Source organism: Bizionia paragorgiae, assembly GCF_900107625.1.
GTDB lineage: Bacteria > Bacteroidota > Bacteroidia > Flavobacteriales > Flavobacteriaceae > Bizionia > Bizionia paragorgiae.
On the sequence record NZ_FNQK01000002.1, the window covers coordinates 230,395 to 252,247 of the forward strand.

Genomic DNA, 21,853 nt, shown 5'->3' on the forward strand with positions numbered 1-21,853 from the left:
TTTTAATTACCTTACATTCTAATGCTATTTTTTATACTTTAACATCATTTCTTTAAGACTGTTTCTATAATTTTCAAGAGCACTAACATCCATCTCAGAATTTTCAAAAGCTCCTTGTGGTAAGGTTGCTCGTGTTTCGTCTAAATACTTTTGCATCTCCGGATACTTCGATTCTATTTCATTAGTTAGACGTGTAATATCTGTAAGTATATCTTTAGCTTTACTATCCATAATTTTTAGTTTTTAATTAAAGGTTCCAGTTACAAGATTATATTATAACTAACTTATAATAAGGATTTTATATCGCCCTATCAAAAATAAACTATTAATTATTTGCTAAAACTTAATACTACGTCTTTAAACAGCACCCTAACCACTAGTTTAAAGACCACATTTAGTAACAAAAAAAATCCACAAGTTTAAAAGCTTGTGGATTGTTATTATAATGCGCTAGCCTCTTCTACTAGCAGTTTATTTTTATCTTCTAATGCTTTCTCAATAAAAGCATGTATAGCCTCATTTTTTTCTAAGCCATTATTTAGTAACACGCCTAAACTTATCATAGTAATAATTCGCGTTCCAGACTTCTTTACCGAGGTATTAAACAAAGGTTCTAAATCCTCATAACTAATTTGCTTAGCTAATTCTTGAATGTCTGCTTTGGCAGCTTCACGTTTATCATCAGGTAAACGATCGTACTTTTTACCATACTGTTTTATAAGTTCGATTGCAGGGCGTTTTTGCTGTGGTTTTGGCTGATTAGCTTCCGTTTTAGGTTTTTGCTTAGACCATGAATCTTTTAATCCTACCGTTTTGTTAAAGACCAACTGCCCTGTTTTAGAATCTTTATCAACATTAAAATATCCTAAACGTTGAAATTGGAATTGCTGTCCTATTTCAGCATCAGCTAAACTAGGCTCTACAAAGGCTTCTATAATTTTAAGAGAATTGGGATTAATAAATTCCATAAAATCTTTGTCATTATGGCTATCTGGCGCTTCGTCGTTAAACAAGCGATCATATTCTCTCACTTCTGCTTTAACGGCATGTTTTATAGATACCCAGTGTAATGTTCCTTTTACTTTTTTAGACGTATCTTCACTATAGGTACAATGCACTTCTGTAATCTCTCCATTAGCATCTTTAACTACAGATTCCGCTTTAATGATATAGGCATTTTTAAGTCGAACTTCACCGCCAAGTTTTAATCTAAAAAACTTATCCGATGCTTCTTCCTTAAAATCGTCTTTTTCAATATAAATTTCATTAGAAAATGGCACTTTTCTAAATCCTGCTTGCGAATCTTCTTGATTGTTCTCAGCTTCTAACCAGTCTTCCTTATCCGCATCGTAATTAGTAATAACCACTTTTAACGGATTTAAAACAGCCATAACACGCGGTGCACTTTTGTTTAAATCTTCGCGAATACAGAATTCTAAAAGCGATACATCGATTACGTTTTCACGTTTTGCAACACCAACCGTTTCTACAAACTTCCTAATTGAAGAAGGTGTATAACCACGACGGCGTAAACCAGAAATAGTTGGCATACGCGGGTCATCCCATCCAGAAACCACGCCCTCCTCTACTAACTTTAGAAGTTTACGCTTACTCATAATGGTGTAACTCAAGTTTAAACGTGCAAATTCGCGTTGTTTAGGGCGTATTTTATTAGCGTCGACCACTTGGTCTAAAAACCAATCGTAAAGCTCTCTGTGTGGCTTAAATTCAAGCGAACATAACGAGTGTGTTATTTGTTCTATATAATCACTTTCACCATGAGTCCAGTCGTACATAGGGTAAATGCACCAATCATTTGCTGTACGGTGGTGGTGTTTTTTAAGTATACGATAGATTAATGGATCACGCATTAACATGTTGGGATGTTGCATGTCTATTTTGGCACGTAAGATATGTTCACCTTCGTTAAATTCACCTTTTTTCATTCTTTCAAACAAATCCAAGTTCTCTTCAACGCTTCTATTGCGATAAGGACCATCGACACCTGGCTGTGTAGGCGTTCCTTTTTGTTCGGCCATAGCCTCACTAGATTGCGAATCGACATAGGCTTTACCTTGTTTAATTAGTAATACTGCCCAATCGTACAACTGTTGAAAGTAATCTGACGAGTAGCACTCCTCTGCCCATTCATAGCCTAACCAAGAGACATCTTCTTTTATCGCATCTACATATTCCTGCTCTTCTTTTGCTGGGTTCGTATCGTCAAAACGCAGATTTACCGGTGCCTTATATTTTTCACCTAAACCAAAACTGATTCCAATAGCTTTAGTATGCCCAATATGTAAATACCCATTAGGTTCTGGTGGAAAACGGAATTTTAAATCCTTAGGATCTAATCCGTTTTTTAAATCTTCTTCTATAATATGCTCAATAAAATTAAGCGGTTTTTTTTCTTCAGACATATATTTCGTTTGAAAATGAAAGGATCATTTGCGACTTTAAACTGATTTTTAAAGTAGAACAAAATTAAGGAAATTCAAGTTACTTTTATTCATTAACTATTTAATATATATCCCCGTGCTCTTAATTTATAGTTTACCCCCTGTGGGAAATGCTTTTTAAACAATTAAATAAGAGGTTAAACACACATTCGATTTGAGGCTTGGTCTTAATTTATTAATTATGGATTAAACTGATATGATTTTACTATTTTCGTAAAAAATATATATTTTGGGAATAATTAAAGTTGAAAATATTCGTGTGTTTGCAAACCACGGATGCCTTAAAGAGGAAACGAAAATTGGTAGTGATTACCGTGTGGATTTAAAAGTAAAAGCCGATTTACAAAAAAGTGCGCAAAGCGATGCGTTAAAAGATACTGTAGATTATGTTTTATTAAACAGAATTGTCGTTGAAGAAATGGCTAAACCAAGTGCCCTTTTAGAAAACGTAGCAAAACGTATTATAAATCGTATTTTTTCTGAAGAACAATTAGTTACCGTTGCAACAGTTGCCGTAAGTAAAGTTAATCCTCCAATTGGTGGTGATGTGGAAATGGTAACCATTGAAATGTCGGAAAAAAGAAAAGCATAAAGTAAGTAGTAAAGAATAAGATTTTTTTTTACATTTGCGGTCACAAAAGGTGTCGTGGCCGAGTGGCTAGGCAGTGGTCTGCAACACCATCTACAGCGGTTCGAATCCGCTCGACACCTCAAAAAGAGTTACTTATAATCTAAGTAGCTCTTTTTTTATACCCTTATTATATATCTATTTTTTATGAATTACTAGCTCTAATAACTAGACTGTTTATAGACTAATACTTCAATTTTGTAATAAAAATGAAAGACACTAAAAGAATCAGTACCTAATTATCCACCAATTAGCGGTTGTGTTCGATACCTTCGATAAGATCTTGTGGATCAAATTGATCCTTCGGAAGAAACCCTTTAGTTATTAAAATAATACCACAAACCACCAAAATCAGTCCCAGAAGCTTTTTAATTCTAATAATTAATTCGGGTGTTAATTTACTTTTTAATTGTTTCGCTAATAATATTTTAAAAATATCGGTAACAAAATAGGCACCAAGCATAGCACCAAAAAAAGTTATAAACCTATTAACATCGTTGTCTAAATTGGGACTCACGACAATAATAACTCCTAACCAAAAGACGAGAACACCAATGTTTATAAAGTTTAAGAAGAAACCTTTTAAAAACAATTTGTAGTAATTCGTGCGCTTAATAACAATTTCTGTATGCGTCTCAATTTCTTTCTTTGGTTTTTTAAAGAAGATAATTGAACCATAAATAGCTAAAATAGTACCCCCAAAAACGTATAGACCGGGTTGATTACTTAAATTTTCAAGTAACTGATAACTCGAAAAATAGGCTAAAGCAATAAACAAAACATCGGCGATAATCACTCCTAAATCGAAAGCAACAGCCGCTCTAAACCCTTTAATAACGCTAGTTTCAAGGAGTACAAAAAATACAGGGCCAATCATAAAACTTAAAAAAAAGCCTAATGGAATTGCTGCCTGGATATCTTCGATCATAGTATTTATAAGGGTTTAATACAAAGTAAAGAAATTATTTATAGAAAGTTTCTTATCACAAGAAAAAGCTTCAGTTTTAATTTAACTGAAGCTTTCACTGTACTAAAATACGATAATATATGATAAACCTAAAGAAGTATTAAGGCTTATTGTTGTTTTCGAATGGTAATATCACCACCAAACGTTGTTTTTTTATTGACTTGCAACGGATTACCGTAAATATAAATATCACCACCCGCCGTTATTTTTGCATCTACAAAATCAGAAGCATTTACATCGGCTTCTCCACCAGCACGAATACTAACCGTTGTTCGTAAAGTTGGAAAGGCTTCTCCTTCATAAACTCCTCCTGTATTTATAATAACCATTTGCTCATCCGCTTTTCCTTTTGTCTTAATTCTACCGCCAGAAACAGCTCGAATTGAGACCTCCTTTACATCTAGACCTATTTTTAATTTTGCGCCCTCCTGAGCCCTTAATTCAATCTTATCTTGAGTTATTAGTTCGTTTCCAACAATATAAGCTCCTTCGTTACCATCTATACTTTTTAAATGCGTATAATATACCGCAACAAACGTATTGGTTCCATTAAACACTTTATCGAAAGCCATTTTTATTTTTAATGTACCACCGGTATTAACAATGTTAACATCGTCGATATCATCACCAGAAATTATAACTTTATTTTCGGTAGACTTAACCAACTTGATATGTATTAAATCGTAGACTTTTACGGTTGAAAATGTACCAACCTGTAATTCTTTAGGTTCTTGTGCAAGACCGACTGCACTTATCAACAATACGACTAAACCAACTATAAATTTCATAAAAAATGTTGTTTAAATTAAAGAGTGCCACATTTTTAAAGTGTTACACTTTTTAAAAAATATTATACAATATTAACAGCTGTTCCGGTTACAGAAACTAAAATAAAAGTAGTGCTAGGATCTGTTTCTAAGTCTACAGAAACACCAACAATAGCATTACAATTTAAGGCTTTTGCTTTATCCTCTAACGCATTAAATGCATCTTGTTTTACGGCATCGATACTCTCCTCCATCGCCTGGATAAATTTTTCTGTATTAAAAGAAAAAGATAGTTTTCTAGTATTAACGCCTACAGCCGAAATAAGACCTTTGTAAGAAATTATTTTATATCCTTCCACCGATGGTGTTGTTGTAATAATCATAAGATGTGATATTTATATTTTATATAGCAATTTAAATAAAAGTAGCCGTAACCAAAAGCAATTGCTTACGATTACGACTTTATTTAAACTATTTTAGGATCTTAAAATAGCCTATTCTGGTGCTTTACCAATTAACTCAAAATCTAGGTGACGTTTCTCTAAATCAGCTTGTTTTACTTTTACTACCACTTCGTCACCCAATTGGTACATGATTTTAGACTCTCGGCCAATAAGTGCAAATTGATCTTGATCAAATTCATAGTAATCGCCTTTAATATCTCTGGTTCTTACCATACCTTCACATTTATTAGAAATAATTTCTACATAAATTCCCCAATCGGTAACCCCAGAAATAACACCTACAAATTCTTCATCTTTATGATCTTGCATAAAGCGGATTTGCATGTATTTAATAGAATCTCTTTCGGCTTTGGTCGCTAAGTATTCCATATTACTAGCGTGTTTACACTTCTCTTCGTACACTTCTGCACTAGCAGATTTCTCGCCATCTAAATACCGCTGTAGTAAACGGTGAGCCATCACATCTGGATAACGACGAATTGGCGATGTAAAGTGACTGTAATAATCGAAAGCCAAACCGTAATGACCAATATTATCGGTAGTATACTCGGCTTTACTCATAGTACGAATGGTTAAAGTATCGACTAAATTTTGTTCTTTTTTACCTTGTACATCAGACAATAAAGTGTTTAAAGACGAGGCGATACTCTTGCGATCTTTAAAATTTAATTTATGTCCGAATTTAGAAACGACCCCTTGAAGTGCCATTAATTTACTTTCGTCTGGCTCGTCATGCACACGATAAATAAAGGTTTTTTCTGGTTTTTGTTTCCCTATAAATTCTGAAACTTTACGATTTGCTAAAAGCATAAATTCTTCAATTAATTTATTGGCATCCTTACTTGTTTTAAAAAACACGCCAACAGGATTTGCCTCTTCATCTAAATCAAATTTTACTTCCAATTTATCAAAAGATAAGGCTCCAGAATCCATACGTTTTGCACGCATAATTTTCGCCAATTCATCCATTTTTAAAACCGCATCGGCAATGGATTGATCAGTATTATAAGCTTCTCCGGTTAACGAAACGTCAGCGGGAATTTGAGTGCTTTTACTTTCTATAATAGCTTGGGCTTCTTCATAAGCAAATCGAGCATCACTGTAAGTTACCGTTCGGCCAAACCATTCATTTTTAATTTCAGCTTTATTATTAAGTTCAAAAACAGCTGAAAAAGTGTATTTTTCTTCGTGCGGTCTCAGTGAACATGCACCATTTGAAAGAATTTCTGGTAACATGGGTACCACGCGATCTACTAAATAAACAGAGGTTGCACGTTCGTAAGCTTCATCGTCTAGAATGCTTCCTTCTTCTAAATAATGTGAAACGTCTGCAATGTGAATTCCTATTTCATAATTACCATTTTCTAAAACGGTAAAAGATAAGGCATCATCAAAATCTTTCGCATCTTTAGGATCAATGGTAAAAGTTAAATCTTTACGCATATCACGGCGCTTAGCTATTTCCTCAGGTAAAATATCTAAGTTGATATTGCTAGCATAATCTTCTATTTCTTTTGGAAAGTCGTAAGGCAATCCATAATCGGCCAAAATAGCATGAATTTCGGTATTATGTTCTCCTGCTTTACCCAGTACTTTTATCACTTTTCCATTTGGAGAATCGGCTTTCTCTGGCCATTCTTCCATAGTAACTAAAACTTTATCGCCATCGTTGGCATTCATCGTTTTGTTAATAGGCACAAAAATATCTGTTTTCATTTTGTTACCATCAACTACTACAAATGCAAAGTTTTTTCCTTTATGAATTTGTATAACTCCTACATAATCGGTTTTAGCACGTTTTATAATCTTGGTAATTTCGCCTTCGAGTTTACCTCGCTTTCTTCGTTTATAAACGTATAATTCTACTTCATCACCGTTTAATGCTTTGTTAACATTGTTTGAAGCGATGTAAATATCATCTTCAAAATCATCGCAAATAACGTAACCGTTACCACGTTGGGCAGCATCGAAAATTCCAGTATGGTATTCTGTATTATTTATTATTTGAAACTTGCCACGATCGACTTCTTTAATCTCTTCTTTCGCTTTTAATTTGGCAAGGGTTTTTATGATTTGGTTACGACTACTAGCGTCGTTAAGTTGTAATTTTGAAGCTATTTGTTTATAGTTGAATGATTTGGTTCTATCATCTTTTAAAATACTTATAATAGTATTTGTAAGGTCGGAAATCTTATTATTTGAAGGTTTCCTTTTTTTCTTTTTTGTCATGTAATTGATTCGTTAATTCTTCTTAAAGATATTGATTAATTGTATTCTAGCAAATACTAAATTCAGAAGAAGAGCTTTTCTACCTAATGTAGCAAAGATGAATTTATTTATACTATCAATCTATTAAGATTACTGCAAAGTTACGTTTTATAAATTAAATCAATTTTAAGAGAACGTTAATTAAAAAAATAGTTTGTAAACATTTATTATATATATCATTTATTTCTTTTAAAATTTTAAAAAAAAAATAATGCTTATTATAGTCTGTTAATAGCGGTATAACTTTTTAGTTATTTTTTTTGATTTGTAATCTCGAGTACATTATTAACATGTTATTACAGTGTTAATGTCTTAATTTTAAAGGGAATTAAAACTGTTGTTAACAACTGTTGATAACCTAAAACTCCCTGAGTGTTTTAATAAGTATTGTAATTTTTGATGTTGGTATCTGTAAATTTTCATTGAATAATTAAGCTAAAAAAAAGTGCTAACTTTTTTGGTATATTCATGTTGATTTTGGTTTGTAAAATTTTTGATAGAATCCTAATTAAAGTTTTAAAAAAGAATAAGAAGATATTAACAAGTAATGAAGATTAAAACCAAGAGAAGTTAACAATGGATTAATTTTGTTTATAAACGACCTATTTCCTCTTTTATAACAGATAATTTTGAAGTTAGCTCATTTTAACATCAGTTTTAGTATTCTATATATTAACTTTATAGCTTAAAAACACAACAACATTAAATACTATTAAATAATGACTATTTCAATTGGAAATGACCACGCGGGAACCGAGTATAAGTATGCTATTATCAAGCATTTAGAATCTAAGGGCTTCACGGTAAAAAACTATGGTACCGATGCTAGTGATAGTGTAGATTACCCAGATTACGTTCACCCCGTAGCTCAAGATGTAAATAATAAGACTGTGGATTTTGGTATTTTAATTTGTGGTAGCGCAAATGGTGTGGCTATTACAGCTAACAAATATCAACATGTACGTGCTGGGATTTGTTGGATTAACGAAATTACCGCCTTAACCCGTCAGCATAACAATGCTAACATAATGTGTATTCCTGCACGTTATACAGCTATTCAACAGGTGTTGACTATGGTTGATACCTTTTTAGAGACTGAATTTGAAGGTGGTAGACACCAAAGTAGAGTAGATAAAATACCTGCGTCTTCTTGTTAATATGAGTGAATCACCAAAACAAACGCTTCCAGTATTAACAGGAAACAATCTTTTAATTTCTATAATTTTAAATATAGGAATTACGGCTGCTCAAGTTGTTGGTGGGTTAGTTTCTGGAAGTTTAAGTTTGTTAAGTGATGCCTTGCATAATTTTAGTGATGTTTTATCGCTAATAGTGAGTTTTATAGCGACAAAATTAAGTAAACAAAAAGCCTCTGTTGATAAAACCTTCGGATACAAGAGAGCCGAAATATTAGCTGCTTTTATTAATGCCTTTACCTTAATTATAGTTGCTATTTTGTTAATAATAGAAGCTGTAAAACGTTTTAAAGTACCCGAAGTTATAGGATCGGATTTAGTTATCTGGTTATCCATTTTAGGAATTGTAGCTAATGGTTTGAGTGTCTTGCTTTTAAAAAAGGATGCCAAGCATAATATTAATATGCGTAGTGCCTATTTACACTTATTAACAGATATGTTAGCAAGTGTTGCCGTTTTAATTGGCGGACTGTTAATGAAGTATTTTGAGTGGTATTGGATAGATAGTGTGCTCACTTTTTTAATCGCCTTATATCTTATTTGGGTCGGATTCGATTTATTAAAAACGTCAACTAAAATGCTGATGCTTTTTACACCCGAAGCTATTAATTTAGAAGATGTCGTTACCACTGTTAATAGCTTAGCTAAAGTAAGAATGTTACACCATGTTCATATTTGGCATTTAAGTGATACTGAAGTGCATTTGGAAGCACATTTAGACTTAGAAGAAGATATTACGACTTCAGAATTTAATGTGTTACTAGGTCAAATAGAATCGCTTTTATATCAAGAATTTAGCATTAATCATATTACTATTCAACCCGAATACAAGAAAGAAGACCCGAAAGAAATTATTGTTCAAGATTAAAATTATGATAAAAATTCAAGTCAAACCTTTTGATGCATTAACTCTTAATGAGTTGTATTCTATTTTACAATTACGAAGTGAAGTGTTTGTTGTAGAACAGGATTGCGTGTATCAAGATATCGATGGTAAAGACCATAAAGCACTTCATATTATAGGGTATAAAAATAATAAAATTATAGGGTATACACGTGTTTTTGCTCCAGGAGATTATTTTGATTTAGCCAGTATAGGTCGTGTAGTTGTTGCTAAAAGCGAGCGTAATCACAACTATGGTTACGATATTATGACAGCATCTATTGAAGCTTTACGAATTCACTTTAAAACGTCTCACATTCATATTTCGGCACAATGCTACCTAAAAAAGTTCTATAATAATCTTGGGTTTAAAGCTACGGGAGACGAGTATTTAGAAGATGGAATACCGCATATGGCCATGGTGTATAAGCAGTAATTATTTGGTAGATTTCCCAATATAAGTAACTAAAATTTCAACACGACGATCAAATTTCGGATCACCACCTAAAGGAAATTTTCGTCTTAAACCAACGTATTTCATACGTCTTTTATCAACGCCTTTACGGGCTAAATAATCATAAATATACTGTGCTCGTGCAACCGATAAATTCCGCTTTTTTGTTCTTTTATCGATAGCATCTCTACTCATTTGAGTGCAACACACATGACCCTGAATGGTAAAATAAATGTTGTCGTGTTGTACTAAAACCTTAGCAAGATGCTCTAAAGTTTTACGTGATTCGGCAGTGATATAACTGTAATTGGTTTTAAAATAAATATTATCCAATCTAATTTTATCTCCTTTTTTAAGTTCTCCTTTTGACAAATCATCAATGGATTTTTCTAACTTATCTTTTGGTTTATCGTCCGCTTTACTATCAGATTTCGTTGGCGTTTTCTGGGGCTGTTTAGGTGTAACTATAATTTCTACTTTACGATTTAAGCCTCTAATTTTACTAATTTCTTTTTCATTTAAAACCTTTAAAAGTATAATCCCTTTTCCATCTACATTAGTTATTAAATCAGGATCTATTCCGTAGCCTGAAAACATGTCTTTTATAGCATCAGCACGGTTTTGGGAGAGTTCTAAATTATATGCGCTAGTGCCTCTATCGTCTGTAAATCCATATATAGAAACCTTAGCAATATCAATCGTGTCCAATTCCGAGATAAACAATAAGAGTCTGTTTTCTTCGGTTAAAGGCACATTGTATTTATCGGTATCAAAGTAAACATCGTGTGTGATTTCTTTTTGAGAATACACGATATTAGATAGTAATAGTAGTATAAAAAGTACTTTATTCATAAGGCTTTTTTAAACCGATAAACACTTTAATTAGTTTAAATACTTTTTGTATTTCGACGGACTTTTTAAAATATCTGTTGCTTTTTTTATTTCGCTATTATGTACTTTATAATACTCGTATAATCCTTCTCTGTATACATAACGCTTAACGATTTCGTCTGTTAATAAGTCCAATAATTGCGTTTTATTTTCGTCTAGAGCATCTTGCTTATATTGGTTTAAGTTTGCAATAAGTGTACTGTAATCCTTTTTTATATTATCGGTTAGGTTTTCAGTTTTAGAAATTTCGAACGCTTTAGCAAACGATTTTTCAGTTTCGGTTTCGAAAGAGAAATTGGTTTCTTTAAGGTAATTTTTAAAGCTTTTAAAATCGGCATCTGTTAACTTAAAATCCGATATATCTTTTATAGGATGGCTGTAATAGTAATTCGTTGCAAAATCAAAAATACTCTGTGTACTCAAAATAGCGTTTGTAATCGCTGAATTCTTAGAATGTTCTAAAATTTCATCTGGAAAAACCCCACCACCATCAAATACTTTTCTACCATTTTTAGTTTTAAAGACATTATAATCTTTTTGTTTTACACGAACAGCGTTTCCTTTTTCGTCTTTATTCCAATAGTCTAAAGCTTGAATACAACGTCCAGAAGGTGTGTAATAACGCGAAATAGTTAATTTGATTTGTGTTCCATAAGTTAATTTTTTTGGACGCTGAACGAGACCTTTTCCAAAACTACGTGAGCCTACAATCACTGCGCGATCTATATCTTGAAGAGTTCCTGCAACAATTTCACTTGCCGAGGCACTTTTACCATTAATGAGTACCACTAAAGGAATTTCGGTGTCTATAGGTTCATTTTTTGTGTAATAGGTACGGTTGTATTTTTTTACTTTAGATTTTGTACTCACCACTAATTGTTCTTTAGGAACAAATAAATTAACAACGTTAACCGCTTCGTTTAATAAGCCTCCTGGGTTACCACGGAGATCTAAAATTATAGATTTTGCACCTTGTGCTTTTAAATCTTTTAAAGCATATCCTGTTTGTGAAGATGCTTTAGAATTAAACTTTTTTAACACGATATACCCGGTATTTTCATCAATCATTGAAAAATGAGGAACGGCGTCAATCTCTATTTCCGAGCGTTTAATGGACGTTGTTTTAGTTTTACCTTGGCGGACATAAGTTATTTCTAAACTCGAGTTTGGAGAGCCTTTAAGCAGGTTTGAGGCATCATCGTCATAATCCTTAACAGCAACACCATCGACAATAGTTATTTCATCTCCAGCTTTTAAACCAGCAAGATCGGCTGGGTAACCTTTATAGGGTTCGATGACTAATAATTTATCTTTAAAAGTTTTTATACTTGCTCCTACACCAGTATAATCTCCGGTTTGCTTTATTCGGGCTGCTTCTACATCCTGTTCGTTGTAAAATATGGTATACGGATCCAATTCTGTAAGCATACTTTTAATGGCATTATCCATTAAGTCCCCAGGATTGGTTTTATCCACATAATTCATATTTAATTCTTTAAAAAGCGTGGTAAATATTTCTATTTGTTTCGCTATTTCAAAAAAATCACTTTGGTATGTTTTAAAACCTGTGGTCCCAATAAATAGTAAGATGGCTATAATGGGGATAAGAATTTTTCTTTTTAATAGTGCTTTCATTTTTACTTTTTTATAACTTCAGTATTTTAAAATAGATATGAATTTTTTCGCCTTCTATACACCATCGCGATATTAAAACAAACCTAATAAAAATAAAGATACGTGTTTATTAACAGATTTTAAGCGCATTCAATAATTAAAAGACCTCATAAATCTTAATGTAAACCACCTCATAGTTTTAGGTATTTACTCTAAATCGCTATTTAAATTGTGATGCTCTCACCTTTGAAATGCGATAAATAAAACTAAAATTTTGCCCTATCTGTTTTACTATTTTGTTCTAAATAATTTAGAGCAAGATACTAACTTATTGCGCTAAAAATTTAGTGAATAAGGCCTTCATTTTTGTATCCATAAAATTAAAATCGGGCATGTCTTTACTGTTATATAAAATCATAAACGAATAGTTAGACCTATTGTTATTGAGCAACATGTTTTTATTAAGGCGGTAGGCTTCACGCATTAAGCGTTTTATTCGAATACGATCTACAGCACGTTTAAAATTACGTTTACTTACAGAAACTCCTGCTTTTAGATTGCTATCCGTTTTTAAATACACTAAGCGTAAGGGATAAGCAGACACCGATCTACCTTCGGTAAATAGTTGTTCTATTGCTTTTTGGCTCTTTAATTTTTCGGCCTTATTGTAAGTGTATCTTTCGTTTTCCATAAGACTTCAAAGGTAATAATGCTAAGCCAATAAAAAAACCTCATCTGTACGATGAGGTTTTAAAATTTACAAGAAATGAATGCGTCTTATTTTTTATTGTTAGAACGATCTACATCGGCCATAAATCCTTTTGGATCGATAACCACAGATTGCACAGGTTTTGTCGTTGTAAACGAGTAGTTAGGGTGAGCCCAAGACCAGTCGTTAATAATAGTAGCTGTGGTTGGTTTTTCGCCGCGCATCATTTGTAGAGGAATGTAAAAGGCTTCAGTTGTACCATCAGTATAGGTTACTTCTAGATCTAATGGCATTGGCATAAGCCCAATACGTTCTAAATTAACCGTGTTATTATCAATCGATTTCACAGCGTAATCTATTGTATTTGTCGTTTGTGTCCAATCGGTTAAATACCATCCTAAATGCAATCCAGATACTTTTTCAGCCACGCGAATAAAATCGTTTGGTGTTGGGTGTTTAAAGGCCCAATCTTTATAATATTGTTTTAAAGTTTTCTTTAAGTTGTCTTCACCAATAACATAACCTAATTGTGCTAAAAATACAGCGCCTTTATTATAAGCAGCTATACCATAAGCGAAATTCGTTTCAAAACGATCAGAATGTGTTGTTTGTGGTTTTTCTTTACCAGATTTAGCTAAATATACGTACCCTTGATAAGCACGTTCTATTGGGTTTTCTCTTGGTGTATTATTTACTGCATCTACAGCATATTCACTAATATAACTCGTAAAGCCTTCGTCCATCCACTCGTGTTTACTTTCGTTAGTTGCCAATAAAAATTGGAACCATGTATGTGCTAATTCGTGAGCTGTTACACCAACTAAGCTACCAAAACTACGTTCTCCTGTAATTAAAGTAGACATAGCGTACTCCATACCACCATCGCCTCCTTGTATTACAGAATATTGCTCGTATGGATACTTCCCTAGGTTTTCGCTAAAATAAGTCATTAAACCCGCTGTTTTTGGCTGAAGGTTTTTCCAGTTTTCTTTAATTTCCGGATTGTTTTTGTATAAGAAATGCAATAACGGTCCGTTTTCTACTTGTAGGGTATCGTGAATATATTCCGGATCGGCTGCCCAAGTAAAGTCATGTACATTTGGTGCTACAAAGTGCCATGTTAATTTATCCGTATTTGGTCGGTTAACCGTACCTGTTTCATAGCCATAACCAATTTGATTTGGGTTTTGAAGGTATCCAGTACCACCAACGATATAGTTTCTATCAATTGTTAGTTTAACATCAAAATCACCCCAAACGCCGTGAAATTCTCTTCCTATGTAAGGATCTGCATGCCATCCTTCAAAATCATATTCGGCTAATTTAGGATACCATTGTGCCATAGATAAGACAACACCTTCAGCACTATTACGTCCCGAACGACGGATTTGTACCGGAACTTGAGCTTTAAATTCCATATCTAAAGTAGTACGCTCTCCTGGTTGAATAGGATGTGCTAAGGTGACTTCTAAAATTGTTCCTGCGGTATGATATTGTACAGCTTTACCATCTTGTTTTAAGCCGTTTACTTTGATAAAACCAATTTCATCAGGTTGTAATTTACTAATTCTACTTTCGTAAATAGGATTTTCTTTAGTCCCTAAATTATTGGTCATTCTACGGTCTGGATCTTCTATACTTTGTAAGCGTGCATCCATATCACTTCCTGGTTGGAAGGCATTAAAAAATAAATGGTAATATACTTTGTCTAATACATCTGGTGAGTTGTTGGTATAGACTAAGTTTTGTTTACCATCGTATTGATAGGTGTTAACATCCATATCAATTTCCATTTTATAATCAACATGTTGTTGCCAATACATTGATGAAGAGTGTTGAGATGGCATTGGTGAAACCGCAGATGTAGCGCTAAGTTCTTGTGTCGATTTACAAGAGGTTAAGACTAATGACAAGGCTAAACCAAATAAAAAATAGTTTTTCATGGTGTAAAATTTAGATATAAAAAAGCCTCAATATAAGGATATTGAGGCTTTTAATATAGGATTAATAATTATTTAGATAATTGTGATGCCATAATTAAAGCATTGTAAGCATTTACCATTTTTCCTGATTTTGAAACTTCAGAAAATGGTCTGATATCTTTTGCATCTCCTCCAACAATTACTTTAGAAGGAACAGCTAAACCAGAAGTCATAATAATTTGTTTTACTTGAGCAGCTGATAATTTCGGGTATTGAGACCAAACTAAAGCAGCAACACCAGCCACAGCAGGAGCAGCCATAGACGTACCTCCTTTAGTATCGTATTCATTTTCTGGAGTTGTAGAATATATTTTTGCACCTGGAGCAAAAACATCTACATTTTTCTTACCGTAGTTAGAGAATCCTGCAAGAAGTTTAGTTCCGTATTCTGGAGCTAATGCACCTACTCTAATGTATGTATTACTAATTTCTACGAAATCAACATTATCATCTGGGAAGTTAGGTTCTGTATCAACATCTTTACTATCGTTTCCGGCAGCGTGTACAAAAATCACATCATTATCACTTGCGTATTTTATGGCATCTCTAACCCAGTCAGCATGTGGAGAGAAACTCTTTCCAAAACTACCGTTAATTACTTTTGCACCGTTATCTACAGCGTAACGAATCGCTTTTGCGATATCTTTGTCGTACTCATCTCCATTAGGAACCGCACGGATACTCATAATTTCTACGTTGTTAGCAACACCATTAGCACCTAAACCATTGTTGCGTTCTGCAGCAATAATACCTGCTACGTGAGTACCGTGGCTTTCAGATTTTTTAACAGGTAAAACGTTTCCGTTACCATAACCTGGCTTGTCATTAAAATCATCAGGGTTATCACCTGTTAATCTTCCTCTAAAGTCTTTGTTAAGGTTGTAGTTTACCTGTGCAGTAAAATACTCTACACCTCCTTTTATTTGTTTTTTAGCATCGGCTAAAGAAGTCATACCGTTAGCATAGAAAAATTTTGCTGATTTAATAGCTTCTGTTAATTCTGCATTATCAGTTTCGATAGCATTAACTTGTGCTGGCGTATAGTCTTCAGTATTGAAGTGGTTTGTTAATGCCTCATGAGCTTCAGATAACTTTTGGTAAATTTGGTCGTAACGTTCTTTACCACTTAAAGCCGCTTTGTAATCTTCTTCGTATTTCGCTAAAGCTTCTTGATATCTTGGTGCGCTTGTATCACCACTTGCTACTAAACGAATGTATTCTAATTGCTCGTCGTAAGCATCACCTAAAAAGTTCCATCCGTGAATATCATCGACATAACCGTTGTTGTCATCGTCAATTCCGTTTCCAGGAATCTCTTTTTTGTTTGTCCACAGAACACCATTTAAATCTTCGTGGTTAATATCTATACCAGAATCGATAACTGCAACGATTATAGTTTTTCCTTTTTTATCTTTAATAATTTCAGAATACGCTTTATCAACACTCATTCCTGGGATGGTATCGGTAACTAAATCTAAGTGACCCCAGTTTTGTTTTTCAGCAAGTGTAAGCTCTGTTTCTTTAATAGGTGTATTATCTATGTTATCGATAGGTGTCGATAAAATCGCAGACCCACCACCACAACTTGATAATAAAACTGCAGCAACTGCAGAAAAAATTAGTGATTTGTTAATCATTTTCATAAGAGTATTCTTTTGGTTTTATGTTAATTTAATATGGATTCACACGAAAACGTTTCGTTTAATCGCACGCCTTTATCGGTGTGTTTTACTGTTATTATTTCGTTATGTGCATCGTGCTCCAAAAATAAGTAATAATTATTATCTGCTGCCAGATTCAAGAATTTTTCTTTCTCATCTAAGGTTAGCAAAGGCCTTGTATCATAGCCCATAACAAAAGGCAGAGGTAAATGTCCTGCTGTAGGTAATAAATCGGCCATAAAACAGATTTTTTTCCCTTTGTAATTAATAATGGGAATCATTTGCTTTTCGGTGTGACCGTTGGCAAAAAAGATATCAAAACCAAGATCAGAGTTTTCTAATAAGTCAGATTCTGGTAAACCAGTAAATTTAAGCTGACCGCTTTCTTGCATGGGTAAAATGTTTTCCTCTAAAAAAGAAGCAACTTCTCTCCTATTTGGTTTTGTAGCCCAGTCCCAATGCTTTTGATTACTCCAAAAGTGAGCATTTTTAAATGCGGGTTCTAGAAGTGTTCTATCGGCATTCCATTTTACACAACCACCGCAGTGGTCAAAATGTAAATGAGTCATAAACACATCGGTAATATCATCGCGATGAAAACCGTATTTTGCTAGAGATTTATCAATATTATCATCTCCCCATAGGTTGTAATAACCAAAGAATTTATCACTTTGTTTATCACCCATCCCCGTATCGATTAAAATAAGACGCTTGCCATCTTCAATTAATAAACAGCGTGCAGCAATATCTATCATATTGTTAGCATCTGCTGGGTTGGTTCGCGTCCATAATGATTTTGGTACCACGCCAAACATGGCGCCACCATCTAACTTAAAGTTTCCTGCTTGTATTGGATATAGTTTCATAGTAGCTTGCAAAATAGGAAATATGTGTTACATCATACCAAACGTTAAGTTTTTATTAAGAAACAAGTTTTACAGCTTTTTTATAGATTGTAATCAGTGTTTTGAGCTCTGAATGCTACCTATTTACTTAAAAAATAGTCCATCCTTAAAAATTAAATTATTAATTTCACGCCAAAATTTAAAGTATGGTAGAATTAGGAGGGATCATTATTTTAGGAATATTGGCACAATGGGTTGCATGGAAATTTAAAATACCTGCAATTTTACCCTTAATTCTTATTGGATTGTTAGTCGGCCCCATCGCTGCAGAGTTTTTATCTTCGGATGGCACAAAATGGATAGAACCTATTTGGACTGGCGATAAAGGTCTTTTTCCCGGAGAAAGTCTGTTTTATTTTGTCTCCTTAGCCATTAGTATTATTCTATTTGAAGGTGGATTAACCTTAAGAATGGGAGAAATAAAAAATGTAGGACCAGTGATAACCAAGTTAATTTCGGTCGGGTCCCTGATTACTTTTATTGGCTCTGCGGTAGCTGCTTATTTTATATTTGAGTTGTCTTGGGAGATTTCTTTTTTATTCGCAGGACTGATTATTGTAACAGGACCAACGGTGATTACGCCTATTCTTAGAAACATTCCTTTAAACAAAGATGTGTCTACGGTTTTAAAATGGGAAGGTATTTTAATCGATCCTATAGGGGCTTTAGTAGCGGTCTTAGTTTTCGAATTTATTACCCTAGAAACTGGTGGAGAATTTACAAAAACGGCATTTATAGAATTTGGTAAAATTGTGCTTTTTGGCTCTACCTTTGGGTATACTTTTGCTCACGCTTTAAACATTATTATTAACAAGCAATGGGTTCCTCATTATTTATTAAATGTATTTGCATTAGCCTCAGTTTTAGGCGTGTTTATTTTATCTGATGTGTTTGCTCATGAGTCTGGTTTATTAGCTGTTGTTATTATGGGTATGGTATTAGGAAACTCTAAATCACCCTATTTAAAAGAGTTATTATATTTTAAAGAATCGCTAAGTGTTTTATTAATTTCCATCTTGTTTATTTTATTGGCTGCCAATATTAACATGGAAGATTTGTATCTTATCTATCGATGGGAAACTTTAGCCTTATTTGCAATTATCGTATTTGTTATAAGACCTTTAGGTGTGTTTATAAGTACGTTTGGCTCTTCACTAAAACTTAACGAAAAACTGTTTATAAGTTGGGTTGGACCACGTGGTATTGTTGCTGCTGGTATCGCTTCTTTATTTGGTTTAAAATTAGCTAAAGATGGTGTAGAATATGCCGAATATATTACCCCATTAGTATTTGTAATTGTTTTAGGAACGGTATTATTAAATGCGACTACAGCCCGATTATTCGCTAAAGTCGTAGGTGTATTTTTAAATGATTCTCGTGGTATTTTAATCGTCGGTGCGTCTAAAGTGTCGCGTTTATTAGGTCATTATCTAGAAACGCACGGAAGACATGTTGTTTTAATTGATAGTAACCCCTCTAATATTGCCAAGGCAAAAGAATTAAGGTTAGAAGCTATTACTACTAATATTTACTCTGATAATTTAGGAGATAATATTGAGTTAAACGATATTGGTTATATCATGGCTTTAACCGGTAGTGCTGAAATTAATAAGTATGCAATTAACAAGTATTCAAAGCAGTTTGGAGAAAATGGTGCCTTTAGATTATTAACAATCGATGAAATGAAGGATGATGGCGTCTTCCCAAAAGAAGGCTTATTTTCTAATTTTGATGATTATAATTCTCTTACAACGGTAACACGTAAATACCCAAGTATTCAAGAGATTGAATTAAAAGATCAATCACACTACGAAAGCTTAATTGAGATTACGACTGCAGATAAAGATATTATACCTTTGTTTATTAAAGACAATAAAGGTGATTTACAAATTATCCCATCAGATAATAAGAAAATGAAAATTGAAGGCCCGGGATGGTATTTAGTTTACCTAGGGAAACCTTTTGATGTAGAAAATACAGAAACGGTTTAAAGTCTATTACCATATAAAAAAGCCCCTCTATTTAAAGTAATAGAGGGGCTTTTTAATGTGTATTAAGCGAAAATATGGGGTATTAATCATTTAATTTTAATACAGCCATAAATGCTTCTTGAGGAATTTCTACGTTACCTACTTGGCGCATACGTTTCTTTCCTTTTTTCTGCTTTTCTAATAACTTACGTTTACGAGAGATATCACCACCATAACATTTAGCAGTTACATCTTTACGTAAAGCTTTGGTTGTTTCACGAGAAATAATTTTAGCACCAATTGCCGCTTGAATAGGAATATCGAACTGTTGTCTTGGTATTAATTCTTTTAATTTCTCACACATTTTTTTACCAATATGCTGTGCATTATCGGCATGTATTAATGCAGAAAGAGCATCTACAGGCTGTGCATTTAATAAGATATCTACACGTACTAATTTAGATACTCGCATTCCTATTGGCGAATAATCGAAAGAAGCATATCCTTTAGAAACCGTTTTTAAACGATCGTAAAAGTCGAATACAATTTCGGCTAATGGCATATCGAAAACCAACTCAACACGCTCGGTAGTTAAATACGTTTGGTGTGTAATAATACCACGTTTTTCAATACATAAAGACATGACATTACCAACAAAATCTGCTTTGGTAATAATAGTGGCTTTAATATAAGGTTCTTCTACACGATCTAATCCAGAAGGATCTGGTAAATCTGTAGGGTTATTAACAATAATTGGAACGTCTGGGTCTTTTCTTGTAAAGGCATTATAACTTACGTTGGGAACGGTAGTAATTACCGTCATATTAAACTCACGTTCTAAACGTTCTTGAATAATCTCCATGTGTAACATACCTAAGAATCCACAACGGAAACCAAAACCTAAGGCTGCCGAACTTTCTGGAGAAAATACTAACGAGGCATCATTAAGTTGTAATTTTTCCATAGACGTTCTTAAGTCCTCATAATCTTCAGTGTCTACAGGGTAAATACCCGCAAATACCATAGGTTTTACGTCCTCGAATCCTGCAATAGGATTGGTAGTTGGTACTTTGGCATCGGTAATGGTGTCACCAACTTTTACTTCTTTAGCTTCTTTAATTCCGGTAATTACATACCCTACATCACCAGCATTAATTTCCTTTCTAGGAAATTGAGTAAGTCTTAAAGTCCCTACTTCGTCGGCAAAATAGTTTTTACCAGTAGCAATAAACTTAATATTTTGACCTTTTTTAATCGATCCGTTTATGACTCTAAAATAGGTTTCAACTCCTCTAAACGGGTTGTATACAGAATCGAAGATTAAGGCTTGTAAAGGCTCATCAATAGTTCCTTTTGGTGCAGGAATACGCTCGATAATTGCTTTTAAAATGGCTTCAATACCTAAGCCTGTTTTCGCACTTGCTGGAATTACTTCAGATGGGTCACAGCCTAATAAATCTACAATATCATCGGTAACTTCTTCTGGATTAGCACTTGGTAAATCGACTTTATTCAATACAGGAATAATCTCTAGGTCATTCTCTAAGGCTAAATATAAATTCGATATGGTTTGCGCTTGTATACTTTGTGCAGCATCTACGATAAGTAAAGCCCCTTCACAGGCTGCGATAGATCGCGATACTTCGTAGGAGAAATCCACGTGGCCGGGAGTATCAATTAAATTTAAAATATAATCTTCACCTTCGTACGTGTAATTCATTTGTATAGCGTGCGATTTAATAGTAATACCACGTTCGCGCTCTAAATCCATACTATCTAATAGCTGATCTTGTTTTTCACGATCGGTAACACTACCTGTAAAATCTAATAATCGATCGGCAAGTGTACTTTTACCGTGATCAATATGAGCTATAATACAAAAATTTCTAATGTTCTTCATAATCTAAAATATTCACCTTATCGGCGATGGTTGCAAATATAAAGTATTTATTATGATTTCTTTATTTTCTTTATTCTATTGTATTCTCTTAAAATTACGGCTTTTGACGTAATTATTTTTATAAAACATTGG

General features: G+C 33.5%; 18 protein-coding genes and 1 tRNA gene. 6 read left to right on the top strand and 13 right to left on the bottom strand.

All coding sequences use genetic code 11. The annotated features are described in order from the left end of the window. Positions 1–24 precede the first annotated feature (24 nt). Positions 25–231, bottom strand: a complete 207-nt coding sequence (locus BLV64_RS02255) for a hypothetical protein (protein ID WP_092131862.1) — start codon at positions 229–231, stop codon at positions 25–27. A 209-nt stretch (positions 232–440) separates the two neighbouring features. Further along, positions 441–2,423 carry a glutamine--tRNA ligase/YqeY domain fusion protein gene (locus BLV64_RS02260; protein WP_092131865.1) on the bottom strand — a complete coding sequence of 661 codons (1,983 nt, stop codon included), beginning with the start codon at positions 2,421–2,423 and terminating at the stop codon, positions 441–443. A 268-nt stretch (positions 2,424–2,691) separates the two neighbouring features. Between BLV64_RS02260 and folB the strand changes: the two genes are divergently transcribed. Both folB and BLV64_RS02270 read left to right on the top strand, forming a co-directional pair. Beyond that, positions 2,692–3,054, top strand: coding sequence for a dihydroneopterin aldolase (gene folB / locus BLV64_RS02265; protein ID WP_092131868.1), 363 nt, complete (start codon positions 2,692–2,694; stop codon positions 3,052–3,054). Between the two features lie 48 nt (positions 3,055–3,102). Beyond that, positions 3,103–3,173: transfer RNA gene (locus tag BLV64_RS02270), tRNA-Cys, on the top strand. A gap of 167 nt (positions 3,174–3,340) precedes the next feature. On the opposite strand, the gene BLV64_RS02275 is transcribed toward BLV64_RS02270, so the two are convergent. The 4 genes from BLV64_RS02275 to rnr form a co-directional block, all read right to left on the bottom strand. Then, on the bottom strand, positions 3,341–4,018 hold the full coding sequence (locus BLV64_RS02275; RefSeq protein WP_092131871.1) for a LysE family translocator: 678 nt from the start codon (positions 4,016–4,018) through the stop codon (positions 3,341–3,343). A 146-nt stretch (positions 4,019–4,164) separates the two neighbouring features. Then, a complete protein-coding gene (locus BLV64_RS02280) occupies positions 4,165–4,845 on the bottom strand; it encodes a head GIN domain-containing protein (RefSeq protein ID WP_092131874.1) in 681 nt (226 codons plus the stop codon). Between the two features lie 62 nt (positions 4,846–4,907). Next, positions 4,908–5,207, bottom strand: a complete 300-nt coding sequence (locus BLV64_RS02285) for a heavy metal-binding domain-containing protein (RefSeq protein ID WP_092131877.1) — start codon at positions 5,205–5,207, stop codon at positions 4,908–4,910. Between the two features lie 111 nt (positions 5,208–5,318). Next, positions 5,319–7,517: a ribonuclease R gene (gene rnr / locus BLV64_RS02290; RefSeq protein WP_092131880.1), complete on the bottom strand. Its 2,199-nt coding sequence runs from the start codon at positions 7,515–7,517 to the stop codon at positions 5,319–5,321. 758 nt (positions 7,518–8,275) lie between these two features. On the opposite strand from rnr, the gene rpiB reads away from it, so the two are divergent. Genes rpiB through BLV64_RS02305 form a run of 3 tightly spaced genes read left to right on the top strand, consistent with a single transcriptional unit; the run spans position 8,276 to position 10,071 of the window. After that, positions 8,276–8,713, top strand: a complete 438-nt coding sequence (gene rpiB / locus BLV64_RS02295; protein ID WP_092131883.1) for a ribose 5-phosphate isomerase B — start codon at positions 8,276–8,278, stop codon at positions 8,711–8,713. A 1-nt stretch (position 8,714) separates the two neighbouring features. Further along, on the top strand, positions 8,715–9,620 hold the full coding sequence (locus tag BLV64_RS02300) for a cation diffusion facilitator family transporter (protein WP_092131884.1): 906 nt from the start codon (positions 8,715–8,717) through the stop codon (positions 9,618–9,620). 4 nt (positions 9,621–9,624) lie between these two features. Beyond that, entirely contained in the window at positions 9,625–10,071 is a 447-nt protein-coding gene (locus BLV64_RS02305) for a GNAT family N-acetyltransferase (protein ID WP_092131886.1), read from the top strand. Here the strand turns inward: BLV64_RS02305 and BLV64_RS02310 are convergent, their stop codons facing one another. The 6 genes from BLV64_RS02310 to BLV64_RS02335 all read right to left on the bottom strand — a co-directional run bounded on the left by BLV64_RS02310 (position 10,072) and on the right by BLV64_RS02335 (position 17,812). Beyond that, the gene (locus tag BLV64_RS02310; RefSeq protein ID WP_092131889.1) at positions 10,072–10,941 is read right to left on the bottom strand and encodes an OmpA family protein; all 870 of its coding nucleotides are present in this window, start codon (positions 10,939–10,941) and stop codon (positions 10,072–10,074) included. Between the two features lie 30 nt (positions 10,942–10,971). Continuing rightward, positions 10,972–12,615 (bottom strand): S41 family peptidase, encoded by a 1,644-nt coding sequence (locus tag BLV64_RS02315; RefSeq protein WP_092131892.1) that lies wholly within the window; start codon positions 12,613–12,615, stop codon positions 10,972–10,974. Positions 12,616–12,922: 307 nt separating this feature from the next. Beyond that, positions 12,923–13,285 (bottom strand): ribonuclease P protein component, encoded by a 363-nt coding sequence (gene rnpA / locus BLV64_RS02320; RefSeq protein WP_092131895.1) that lies wholly within the window; start codon positions 13,283–13,285, stop codon positions 12,923–12,925. Positions 13,286–13,371: 86 nt separating this feature from the next. After that, entirely contained in the window at positions 13,372–15,246 is a 1,875-nt protein-coding gene (locus tag BLV64_RS02325; RefSeq protein WP_092131898.1) for a M1 family metallopeptidase, read from the bottom strand. A 68-nt stretch (positions 15,247–15,314) separates the two neighbouring features. Beyond that, positions 15,315–16,928, bottom strand: coding sequence for a S8 family peptidase (locus BLV64_RS02330; protein ID WP_092131900.1), 1,614 nt, complete (start codon positions 16,926–16,928; stop codon positions 15,315–15,317). 23 nt (positions 16,929–16,951) lie between these two features. Continuing rightward, positions 16,952–17,812 carry an MBL fold metallo-hydrolase gene (locus BLV64_RS02335; protein WP_092131903.1) on the bottom strand — a complete coding sequence of 287 codons (861 nt, stop codon included), beginning with the start codon at positions 17,810–17,812 and terminating at the stop codon, positions 16,952–16,954. Between the two features lie 185 nt (positions 17,813–17,997). Between BLV64_RS02335 and BLV64_RS02340 the strand changes: the two genes are divergently transcribed. After that, positions 17,998–19,842, top strand: coding sequence for a cation:proton antiporter (locus BLV64_RS02340; protein ID WP_092131906.1), 1,845 nt, complete (start codon positions 17,998–18,000; stop codon positions 19,840–19,842). An 82-nt stretch (positions 19,843–19,924) separates the two neighbouring features. Here BLV64_RS02340 and lepA read toward each other — a convergent pair whose 3' ends face one another. Continuing rightward, positions 19,925–21,721 (bottom strand): translation elongation factor 4, encoded by a 1,797-nt coding sequence (lepA, locus tag BLV64_RS02345; protein WP_092131909.1) that lies wholly within the window; start codon positions 21,719–21,721, stop codon positions 19,925–19,927. Positions 21,722–21,853 lie beyond the last annotated feature (132 nt).